This window comes from Chitinophaga sp. (assembly GCF_035761305.1).
Lineage (GTDB): Bacteria > Bacteroidota > Bacteroidia > Chitinophagales > Chitinophagaceae > Chitinophaga.
Genome location: NZ_DASTRI010000237.1, coordinates 1 through 9,415, shown reverse-complemented (window position 1 = coordinate 9,415; position 9,415 = coordinate 1). Strand labels below are relative to the sequence as shown.

The window sequence follows — 9,415 nt, the reverse complement described above, 5'->3', positions numbered from 1 at the left end:
CCGCGTTGTCGATTGTGTTTTGGTGTTTTGTTGCAAGCATATATAATTAATAATTAAGAATTAATAATTAATAATTAATAATTAATAATGAATGGCTACGTGGAATGACAGAACACTTGCATGTTATTTACTCAAACAATTCAACAGGTTATATATCAACGAAAGCAAACCGCTGCATTATACATCGGTTTACCTGCTCAGGGTAAAATGACCATCATTATAATATTCATCGGGCCGCAGCTTAAACGGGTGGTTGCGCTGGTACTGTATGAACCTGTCATACTCCGCCTTATGCAGGTTGGTCCATGCACGATAGCCGGCCTGGCTGGCCACGGGTCCGAATATCCACTGGTTATAAGCCTCAAACATACCTTCTTTTAACAGGGACCGCTGCAGGTCAAATAACGCAAACGGGTATTTGAAGCTGTAAAAATTATACCAATCCAGTATAAAACGGGTGCGCAGCATAATCAGCGCTTCGGGGTCAATACCGTTGGTAATAACGCTGGTTTGTTTGGCCAGCAGCTGCCGGAAGGCGGTCTCAAACCCGCTGTTGGCCGATCTGCCGCGGCGGCTTTTTTTACCGCCTTCTTCCATGTCTGCAGGAATGCTGTTCAGCATAGCGGGGTCGTTGAACAGCTTTTTATAGGACTCTATCAGTATATCCCTGATCTCGGCTGTACGGGTAGTATAGCTTTCCAGGTTTATAAATATCTCGCCATACAGGATGGCCCATACCGCGTCTTTACTGTAATAATAAGTGCGGGCGGCATTGTAATAGTTACCGGGAAAGTTCGGATCTTTCTCAATGCCCTTGAGCCAGTTGTTCAAAGCGCCGTCATACATTTTCAGGGTAAGCAGCAGCTGCCCGTTGTCGTTATACAGCTCACCGCTTTCGGGGAACTTGCGGATGCCTTTGTCATACAGCTTTTGCGCGCCTTTCCAGTCTTGCCGCGCCTGGTAAATGTTACCGGCTATCTGGTACAGCTGCGCATCGGCGTCTTTTTTGTCCAGTAAAGGATCAATAATCTTTTGTGCTTTAGGCATTTCACCGCGCAGGTAGTAGGCAAATCCCAGCTGTTTGCGGAACTGGGTATTGTCCGGCTCCAGCTGCAAGGCCTGGTTCAGCACCAGTATGGCATTGGCATAATCGCCGCTGCGGATAAAATTATTGGCGGTGTTGAACAGCTCATTTGCATCCTGTGCCCGGGTAGCCTGGGCAATTAATAACAATCCACCTATTAAAATTTTTTTCAATAAAGAAAATCGCCTGTACATGCCTGTCTTTGCTTTGTTGTAAATGTAAAGAAAATGTGCTAACTAATTTGCTAATGCGCCGCCCGGCCGGCATATCGCGCGCCCTGAAATTAAAAAGGGCCCCGAATGGTTCCGGAGCCCTGTTGTAATATTATATAGCCGTAATATTCACCGGTATGTGTTTCAGATCAGCTGTGTAATAAGGCCGTCGCGCAGCTTGGGCTCAAACCAGGTAGATTTGGGGGGCATTACATTGCCACTGTCTGCGATATCAAACAGCTGCTGAATAGTAACCGGGTACAGGGCAAAGGCTACTTTCATTTCGCCGCTGTCTACCCGTTTTACCAGCTCTTCCAGCCCGCGGATGCCGCCTACAAAATCAATACGCTTATCAGTGCGCGGGTCTTTAATGCCCAGGAATTTGTCCAGCACATTATTCTGCAGGATGGTTACATCCAGTATGCCAATAGGATCTGTTGTATAGGTGCCTTCCTTTGCTACCAGGCGGTACCACCTGTTTTCCAGGTACATGCTGAACTCGTGCAGCATGGTGGGTTTCTGGGGCAGGTGCCCGATTTCCTCCACGGTAAAGTCATAATCCAGCTGTGACAGCAGCTGCGCGGCAGTATGGCCGTTCAGGTCTTTCACCAGGCGGTTATAGTCCAGTATGGCCAGCTGGCTGGCAGGGAAGATGGTGGTCAGGAAAAAGTTGGCCGGGTCTTCTTCGGATTTGATCATTCCATTGGCGGCAAACTCCTTCTGTACCAAAGCAGCGGAGGCAGCGCGGTGGTGCCCGTCGGCAATGTAGGTAAAGGGCACTTTTTCGGCAAAGAGCTTAGTGATCTGCTGCACAGTAGCGGCGTCGTCCACCACCCAAACGGTGTGCCGTATGCCGTCATCTGCCGTAAAATCATAGGCAGGGGCTTTGTGCTGCCAATGCTCAATGGCCACATTCAGCTCCGGTACATCGTTATATGCCAGGAACACGTTGCCGGTTTGCGCACGGGTGCTTTTAATATGGTTAATGCGGTCCTGCTCTTTTTCAGGGCGGGTGAATTCGTGTTTCTTTATAATGCCGTTGTTGTAATCCGCAATGGAAGAAGCGCACACCAGGCCTACCTGCGCACGGCCGTCCATCACCAGCTTGTAGATATAATAACAGGGCTGCGCATCCTGGAACAGGGTGCCTTCCTTAATAAATCGCTGCAGGTTTTCCGCTGCCTTATCATATACGGCCTGGCTGTGAATATCCACACCATCCGGCAGGTCTATTTCAGATTTGGAAACGTGATAATAAGCGTAAGGATTGCCGGATGCGGCTACTTTTGCCTCCGCAGAGCTAAGCACATCATAGGGCCGGGCGGCCACCTGGGCGGCCAGCGCGGCTTGCGGTCTTAATCCTTTGAACGGTCTGATGATTGCCATTGTAGTGTGGTTGTTGAGGGGGCAAAAATAATAATAATGTGCAAATATGCAGATGTGCGGATGTGCAAATAAAGATTGGATGGTAGATGATTATGACCGGGCGTAAATTAGAAAGTCCCGTTCGCCTGCAGACGACACGGGACTTTAGCATTATAGCGGTTAATCAACGTATAACTTTAAGCATAGGTATCAATAGCCGGTTTGTACACTTATTATGCCTTTTTCAGGCTGAAGTACTTCATAGCTTCCACCATTACCTCTACGCTTTCATGCGGCAGGGCGTTGTACAGTGATGCACGGAAACCGCCTACGCTGCGGTGGCCCTTGATGCCTACAATATCTTCCTTCTTGCAGAATTTCAGGAATTCCTCTTCCAGCTCGGGCTTATCCATTATAAAGCACACGTTCATGCGGCTGCGGTCTTCCTTGGCTACTGTGCCGCGGAACAGCGGGTTGTTGTCAATTTCGCTGTACAGCAGGCCGGCCTTCTTTTCGTTCAGGCGTTCGATAGCGCTTATGCCGCCCTGCTCTTTCAGCCAGCGCAGGGTAAGCATGGAAATGTAAATGGCAAATACCGGCGGGGTATTGAACATGGAGCCGTTTTCAATATGCACCCGGTAATCCAGTATGGTGGGTATTTTGCGGGTTACCTTGCCCAATATGCTTTTACGTACCGCTACCATAGTGGTGCCGGCCGCGCCCATATTCTTTTGTACACCGGCATAGATCAGCGCGAACTTGTTAAAGTCCAGCTGCCGGCTTAGAATATCCGAGCTCATATCAGCCACTATCGGCAGGTCGGTTACCGGCATTTTCTGCCACTGTGTACCATAAATGGTATTGTTGGTGGTAATATGCAGGTATTTGGCCTGTGGCGGAATATTAAACTGCTTGGGAATGTGGTTATAGTTGCTTTCACGTGAGCTGGCCACAGCATCTACATACCCAAAAGACTTGGCTTCTTTCATAGCCTTGTATGACCATACGCCGGTGTCTACATACGCCGCTGTTTCCCCGTTTTCCAGGAGGTTCATGGGAACCTGCATAAACTGCGTACTTGCGCCACCGTGTAAATACAATACTTCAAAGTCATCGTCCAGCTGCATTAACTCCCGCACCAGGCTGCGAGCCTCATCCAGCACATTCATGAACAGTTCTGTTCTATGACCTATCTCTAAAATTGACATGCCCGATCCTTCGAAATCAATCAACGCTTTACTGGCTTTGTATAATACCTCATTTGGTAATACAGAAGGCCCGGCGTTAAAGTTGTGCACCTTCATGTTGCGATCCTGATTAAATAAATTATTAGCTTTTTCCACTTTCATTGGTTTTTCTAAGGAACGGTAAAAAAAGTAAGGTGTTTCTTTCGTGGTGTAGGATAAAGGTTAAAAAGATAGTACTAACAAAGATAATTTAACTTTTCTTAAAAACCGTTATTTATTTTACCCTTATTCTTCTGCGTGTTCCTCACCTTTTATGCGGTGGTTTTGCCAGGCTTTATCCAGCTGCCCGAACTCCTGCAAATCTGCTACTGTAAAGGATTTGCCGGCCAACTCCTGCAAAGGAGGCTGCCCCGCATTTACCCAGGCGGTATACCAGCAGCTGGCAGCTGCCTGTATGGCACCCCGCATGCGCCGTTCCACCATATTGCCCAGGAGCTGATGATAGGCCAGTGTATAGGCTTTTGAATAATTGCGCACCAGCACGCCGTTGCGTTTTTCATAAGCGTAACGCCTGGCTGGCGCAAACCGCCGGCTCAGCTCCTTTTCCAGCCGCAGCACAGTATCGGCGGCGAGTGCGCTGCTTATTACAACCTGCCATGCAAAGGCAGGCACATCTGCAATATAGGCGGCTTTGCCTGCCCAGTAATTAAATGTTTTATCCGCTACCAGCTCCGGTATGCGCGACTCCCACAAGCCGTGAATGCCCTGCTGGCCGGTAAATTGTCCGTTATGATTGGAGCTGGCGTGCAGCGGCACATAGGCATCGGCCATGTAATGGCCCAGGTCTGCAGATAATTTTAGAATGCGGGCCGCATCCTTTTCTGCAAACGCTTTGGTTAAACGGGCCACCATACGGGGAATGTGCCAGGGCAGTATGCCATGCTGCCGCAACGTATCTTCCGTATACCGGGCTACAGCCTCCTGCCACGAACGGGGCAGGCTGTCAAAAGGCGGTGGTCCGTAATGATCAATATCTATGTAGTGCCGCGGGCCTTCTGCCAACACCACGTACCTTCTTTTGTCCGGGTCCGTGGCATGTTGTGCAATGAACTCCAAATGCGGTTTATAAAATACCAGCATCTCCGGCGGTAATGAAAATACTGCCAGCCGGTTAATACGCTGATGCGCAAAAAAGCCCCAGCCGTTAAGCCGGCAGGGTAACAGCAACCCAAACAGCAGTACCGGTAAAAGTAGCTTGTACATAACAGTAACAGTTTAGCTGTAAGCAATTAAAAAGCCGTACTGAGAGAGGATTGCAGTCGCTAAAATAATCAAAAAAAAGTACGCATGCGCAACTGTATGCTGTTTTGTTAATGGTTGGTTAAACGCATGGCAGATCGCTGGTGCAGCTTTATATTTAATAAATAAATACCCCGCCTCTGGCACAAACCTGAAAAACTGGAACAGCAGCACCTTATAACCCAATGCCGTGAAGTAGGGACCCAATACAACTATGGAAAATATTACAACGATTCCGGTAAATGGTATGCCCATTTTTACCCGCAGCACCGGTAATACCAACAAAGCCATTATTTTCATACACGGAGGCCTGCAACGGTCCGATATATGGAACCCGCAATTAAAAGACGAGCTATTGCAGGAAGCCTTCCGCCTGGTAGCCCTGGACCTGCCCGGCCATGGGCGTTCGGGCCGCAGCGCTACACCGGAGCAGGACTACAGCATTGCCGGCATGGCGCGGCAGCTGGCGGATTATATTAACGGCAGCACCTGGGAAAACTACCTGCTGGTGGGCATTTCATCCGGCACTAACATTATCAGCGAAGCATTGCCGCGGTTAGCCATCCCGCCCAAAGGATTGTTTTTTGCCGGCGCAGCCATTGTGAACCGCGATATTCCCTGGACAGCAGCCCTGCTGGCATCCCCTTTTGAGCAGGTGCTTACAGCAACCCCCTCAGACGCCGCTTTAACCGCTTACAGCAAAAGGCTGGTGTACCGCCCCACGGACCAGTTCATAGCCGGCTGCAAACAATATTATTATGATACCGATCCTGTATTCCGTACCACCTTTGGCCGGTACATGCGAGCCGATGGAGCGGGTACGGCCGATCATATAGACGGCCTGCAGCATAGCCAGCTGCCTTTATGCCTGGTAATGGGCCAGCATGAAAATGTAGTACGGATCAATTACCTGGATGGCTTATCTTTTAAGCGTAAGTGGAAAAACACCATTTTTAAAGTACCGGCAGCCGGGCACCTGGTCAACTACGACCAGCCGCAGGTATTTAACCACCTGCTATGGCAGTTTGCAGATGAGGTGCTGAAATAAGCCTTTTTATTTGGCAGAATGGCCTTCAATGGAAGTAACGCCGCCGCTCACCGCAAACTTCATGGCTTCGCCCGCGGAAATGTTCTCCAGCGGCTTCACCCTTCCTTTAGGCACCATAAATACTTTGCCGGTAATGGCATAGGCATGGGGTACATACACGGCCAGGTAACCTTCGAGGCCCAGGTGGCTTACATCGGTTTGGGTAATAAAGCCCATTTCCCAAACATCCAGCCCGTATAGCTGCACCAGCACCGGGTGGTCAAATTTCTTTTTTTCGCCTACAAAGGCGTCAAACACGTCTTTTACGGAGCTGTATATATATTTAATAAAAGGAGTGCGCTCCAGCAGGCGGTCAAACATATCAAACAGGCGGCCCACGATAAAGGAGGAGCTGAGGTAGCCTACAATAATGATCAGCAGCAGTACCAGCACAAACCCTACTCCCTTGTAATGCAGGTATTTATATACCAGCGTATCTTCCGGCAGCAGGGAGGTAGGCAGCAGGTTGTCAACAGTAATAAACGCCCAGTAAATGGTGAATGCCGTAATACCAATGGGCGCAAGGATCAGCAAACCCTGGAAAAAGTATCGCAGCAGGCGGGCGGCCATGGCTTTCATTTTAAGTTCGGGCGACATAATATTTAAGCAATGTAATATTTAAGTAATGTGAAAGTGCGGATATAATGTGCTATGGTAATTCCGCACGCAAATTAGCTAGATTATTCCAATTTAGGCCTACTTACATAAGCACACCTGCGCTGTTCATATCAGGCGGCCTTCCATTATCCTGCTTCGCCGCCAGGTTATTCCATATAAAATACCATGCTATTTTCTCCCGCTTCTCCTTTGGTTCTCCTGGCCTTCTCCTTTGGTTCTCCTTGCTCCTGGTAGCTCCGTTTGCAACTGTTAAAATACTATCAACGCAGTACGCCTGCCACTAATACCCGGTCGCCCCATCCGCGTGTCCGCACATCTGCACATCCGCATATCCGCATGTCTGTATATCTGCACATCACATATCGGCATATCCCTACATCCCCACATCTGCATATCTGCACATCCGCCCATCTCCCCCTTCTCTTCCAACAATTTCACATTTTTTATTATGGAAACTTTTGTAGTTTAAAAAGTTTCCCTAGTTTTGTCCGGGGATTTTGTATCGCTTACAGCCCGCTTTGAAATCAGACATGGAAGTACAGGAAAGAATATTAGACACCGCCTTTGGCCTGTTCCGGCAATACGGCACCCGCTCCATTACCATGGACGATATTGCCACCCGCATGGGGATTTCCAAAAAAACCCTGTATGCGCACTTTGTTGATAAAGACGATATGGTAGTACATGCCATCAGCCGCTACCTGGAAATTATACAGGAGGAAGAGCGCATTATTATCAGCAAATCCGCCAACGCCATAGAAGAGCTGTTTGAGATCATGAATATGATGGATGAGAAGCTGCGGAACATGAACCCGGTAATTATGCTGGACCTGCAAAAGTTCCATTCCAAAGCCTTCCTGGTTTTCCAGGAATACCGCAACAGCTCCCTGCGCGCCACCATACGCAAAAACCTGGAACGCGGCATTGCAGAAGGGCTGTACCGGAAAGACCTGGATGTGAATATCCTCACCCAGTTCCGCATTGCTTCCGCCATGGTGTGCTTTCAGCCGGAGGTATTTCCTATGGCAGGGTATGATATGGGAAAGGTGCAGCGCGTGCTGCTGGAACATTTCTTATATGGCGTGGCAGCAGCTGAAGGATTCCGTTTAATAGAACAATACAGGCAACAACAACTATCGCAAAACAAATAGATACAACTGTATGCAATCAGAACGAACGCACATTATCCTGGCCGTTTCTTTGCTGCTGGTAATGGCATTTACCACCCGCCTGCGCGCCCAGCAACAACCGGCGCCGCAGCAGGAGCCATTACAGCTAAGCGCTAAGGAGGCAGTGGATTATGCTCTGGCTAATCAAACATCTATTAAAAACACCAAGCTGGATGAGCTGATACAGCTGGCCAAAAACAAGGAAGTAAGCGGGCTGGCATTGCCGGCCATTACCGCCAACGGCGCCTACTCTTACTCACCGGTGCTGCAAAAGCAGCAGATTGACCTGCACAACTTTGACCCGAACGTACCGGAAGGCACTTACCAGGCCGTGGCATTCCAGCTTACGCATAACATGACGGGTGAGGTAAAGCTTACCCAAACCTTGTTTGATCCCAGCGTGCTGGTGGCCCTGCAGGCCCGCAAAACCCTGGAGGACCTGGTGGCCCGTAACGTGCAAAAATCAGAGGTAGATGTAAAGGTGGCCGTATACAAGGCCTATTACAACGTACTCTCCGCGAACAAGGCGCTCACCATCCTCAAAGGCAACGTCAGCACCCTGGAAAAAACATTGTCCGACACCCGTGAAACCTATAAAAGCGGGCTGGCGGAAAAGCTGGATGTTGACCGCCTGACCGTACAAATGGCTAACCTGAATACAGAGCTTACCAAGCTGCGTAACCTCATAGAAGTAGGCACCGCAGCCCTCAAATTCCAGATGGGAATGCCGATGGCGCAGGAAATTGTGCTCACAGATTCCCTCACTACGGAAGCCATTGCCGCGCAAACCGTAAGCACCGATAACTTCAGCTACGACCAGCGTATAGAATACCAGGTGCTGCAGGCGCAAAAGCGTGCGAATGAATATGACCTGAAACGGTATAAGCTGAAAGGCCTGCCAACGCTGTCTTTTTACGCCTCTGCCGGTTCATTGAGAGGTACCAGCAAGTTCGATTATTTCCAGAACCCCACCTGGTACGGCTACAGCATGCTGGGGCTTAACCTGTCGGTACCCATTTTCAGCGGGTTCCAGCGCAAGCGGCAGGTAGACCAGGCTTTCCTGGCAGTAAAGAAAACAGAGAATAACATAGAGAACCTGAAGCTGTCTATTGATCTTGAACAGTCACAATCCGCTTCCAGCTTCCGCAATAACCTGCTTACCCTGCAATCGCAGGAGCAGAACATGAAGCTGGCGCAGGAGGTATACAACACCACCCAAATCAAGTACCGGGAAGGCGTGGGCAGCAGCCTTGAGATGAGCACCGCGGAAAATGACCTGTTCACCGCCCAGCAGAATTATTTTGATGCCTTGTACAACACCATAGTGGCTAAAATTGACTACCTGAAGGCATACGGTAAACTATAACACTCGATTTTTAAAACTGCATTATATG

8 protein-coding genes are annotated in these 9,415 nt (G+C 49.2%); 3 read left to right on the top strand and 5 right to left on the bottom strand.

Going from position 1 to position 9,415, the window contains the following annotated elements; translation table 11 throughout:
* Positions 1–189: 189 nt before the first annotated feature.
* From VFS25_RS20155 to VFS25_RS20140, 4 genes are all read right to left on the bottom strand, one after another.
* Positions 190–1,233 carry a tetratricopeptide repeat protein gene (locus VFS25_RS20155; protein ID WP_326463980.1) on the bottom strand — a complete coding sequence of 348 codons (1,044 nt, stop codon included), beginning with the start codon at positions 1,231–1,233 and terminating at the stop codon, positions 190–192.
* A 207-nt stretch (positions 1,234–1,440) separates the two neighbouring features.
* Positions 1,441–2,682, bottom strand: a complete 1,242-nt coding sequence (locus VFS25_RS20150; protein WP_326463979.1) for a DUF1015 domain-containing protein — start codon at positions 2,680–2,682, stop codon at positions 1,441–1,443.
* A 212-nt stretch (positions 2,683–2,894) separates the two neighbouring features.
* Positions 2,895–3,965, bottom strand: a complete 1,071-nt coding sequence (serC, locus tag VFS25_RS20145; protein ID WP_326463978.1) for a 3-phosphoserine/phosphohydroxythreonine transaminase — start codon at positions 3,963–3,965, stop codon at positions 2,895–2,897.
* A gap of 168 nt (positions 3,966–4,133) precedes the next feature.
* Positions 4,134–5,111 carry a zinc dependent phospholipase C family protein gene (locus tag VFS25_RS20140; protein ID WP_326463977.1) on the bottom strand — a complete coding sequence of 326 codons (978 nt, stop codon included), beginning with the start codon at positions 5,109–5,111 and terminating at the stop codon, positions 4,134–4,136.
* A 250-nt stretch (positions 5,112–5,361) separates the two neighbouring features.
* On the opposite strand from VFS25_RS20140, the gene VFS25_RS20135 reads away from it, so the two are divergent.
* Entirely contained in the window at positions 5,362–6,195 is an 834-nt protein-coding gene (locus VFS25_RS20135) for an alpha/beta hydrolase (RefSeq protein WP_326463976.1), read from the top strand.
* Positions 6,196–6,201: 6 nt separating this feature from the next.
* On the opposite strand, the gene VFS25_RS20130 is transcribed toward VFS25_RS20135, so the two are convergent.
* On the bottom strand, positions 6,202–6,831 hold the full coding sequence (locus VFS25_RS20130) for a DUF502 domain-containing protein (protein ID WP_326463975.1): 630 nt from the start codon (positions 6,829–6,831) through the stop codon (positions 6,202–6,204).
* Between the two features lie 539 nt (positions 6,832–7,370).
* On the opposite strand from VFS25_RS20130, the gene VFS25_RS20125 reads away from it, so the two are divergent.
* Together VFS25_RS20125 and VFS25_RS20120 are read left to right on the top strand one after the other, a co-directional pair.
* Positions 7,371–8,003: a TetR/AcrR family transcriptional regulator gene (locus VFS25_RS20125; protein ID WP_326463974.1), complete on the top strand. Its 633-nt coding sequence runs from the start codon at positions 7,371–7,373 to the stop codon at positions 8,001–8,003.
* 10 nt (positions 8,004–8,013) lie between these two features.
* Positions 8,014–9,387 carry a TolC family protein gene (locus VFS25_RS20120; RefSeq protein WP_326463973.1) on the top strand — a complete coding sequence of 458 codons (1,374 nt, stop codon included), beginning with the start codon at positions 8,014–8,016 and terminating at the stop codon, positions 9,385–9,387.
* Positions 9,388–9,415 lie beyond the last annotated feature (28 nt).

Excerpts from the sequence above, each read along its gene's own strand:
- VFS25_RS20150 (WP_326463979.1), bottom strand. The coding sequence starts at position 2,682 with ATGGCAATCATCAGACCGTTCAAAGGATTAAGACCGCAAGCCGCGCTG.
- serC (WP_326463978.1), bottom strand. The coding sequence starts at position 3,965 with ATGAAGGTGCACAACTTTAACGCCGGGCCTTCTGTATTACCAAATGAG.
- VFS25_RS20140 (WP_326463977.1), bottom strand. The coding sequence starts at position 5,111 with ATGTACAAGCTACTTTTACCGGTACTGCTGTTTGGGTTGCTGTTACCC.
- VFS25_RS20135 (WP_326463976.1), top strand. The coding sequence starts at position 5,362 with ATGGAAAATATTACAACGATTCCGGTAAATGGTATGCCCATTTTTACC.
- VFS25_RS20130 (WP_326463975.1), bottom strand. The coding sequence starts at position 6,831 with ATGTCGCCCGAACTTAAAATGAAAGCCATGGCCGCCCGCCTGCTGCGA.
- VFS25_RS20120 (WP_326463973.1), top strand. The coding sequence starts at position 8,014 with ATGCAATCAGAACGAACGCACATTATCCTGGCCGTTTCTTTGCTGCTG.